A 1,012-nucleotide genomic window follows, 5' to 3' on the forward strand; every position below is an offset into this window, starting at 1 on the left:
CGGGTTGCTGCTTTTGGCGGCAGTTATGGTCGGGGTTGCAGGTGGGGAGTCGCGCGTCGGCCCGAACGCAGCGAGTCAAGAGAGATGCCCAGTGGGCGGGATTGCTTCTACCTGCTGCTTCGAGCAGTGCGGCCACGAAGCACCCCGACGAGGTGCTGCACGTCAGGTCCGTCCCGTTCAATGCGCCAGCTTGCCCAGATTTCAGTTCCAGGCAGAAGCGTTTCCCCATTGTGTGTGACCGGAATCACGGCGTGCACACGCTTGTTAGAGAGGTGCCTGGCCAGGGGCTGCGCCATGAGCGCGCCGCCGAGCCCAGTCGCTACGAGCTCGAGTGTTGCCTTGGCGTTTCGTGGCGTCCAAGAAGGGTCTTTCCACTCCTGGGGTTCGGGCCACTCGGCGAAGTGATCCGGGTGTGCGAGGAGCGTCAATAAGGAGAGATCCTCGAGATCAATCTCTCCCAGCTTCGCGAGCTCGTGATCTGCCGGAACCACAAGAGCGATGGTCTCGTTGTAGAGGTGCATCGCGTGCCGGGTGCGCGCTGCCGCCTCGCTTCCCGCGGGAATAGCTCCGGGTGCAACTCGTTCTAGCAATACATCGAACTCTGTGCGGGCGTTCTCAACCTCGTGCAGGTCCACAGGCACGAGTTCCAACGGTTGTTCTCGCACTGCTCGCGCCCAACGCTCGGCCCACTTGCTTGGGGCCACGCCGCGCACGAAGCCGAGCTGCAGCGTCGGCAGCTCCACCCGTTCCGGTTTGGGCGTTGCCTTGGCAGCGGCCTGCTTTTTCGAGGCGGCCCCGGCCTTCTTGCCAGCTGACTGCGGTCGCTTGATCGACCTCAGAGGGCTGCCTTTTGATGCGCCTCGTCGTGGGGCATTACGGTTCAAGGGGCAACCTCCGAGTAAATTTCATGATCGTAGCTGAGTCGGGCCGATGACAGAGCGATGCGGTAGTCGTCCTCCGATACCTGGCACCTGAGCGGTGTGCCCTCTTCAAGGTAGTGGGGAAGGGCGAG

Annotated in this window: 1 protein-coding gene; it reads right to left on the minus strand. The window is 62.7% G+C overall.

The features are described 5' to 3' along the window. Window positions 1-107: 107 nt before the first annotated feature. Entirely contained in the window at window positions 108-884 is a 777-nt protein-coding gene (locus tag OIU93_RS20530) for a LysR substrate-binding domain-containing protein (RefSeq protein WP_264271887.1), read from the minus strand. Between the last annotated feature and the right edge of the window lie 128 nt (window positions 885-1,012).

Origin of the sequence: Paeniglutamicibacter sp. ZC-3 (assembly GCF_025847175.2) — a bacterium.
Classification (GTDB): domain Bacteria; phylum Actinomycetota; class Actinomycetes; order Actinomycetales; family Micrococcaceae; genus Paeniglutamicibacter; species Paeniglutamicibacter sulfureus.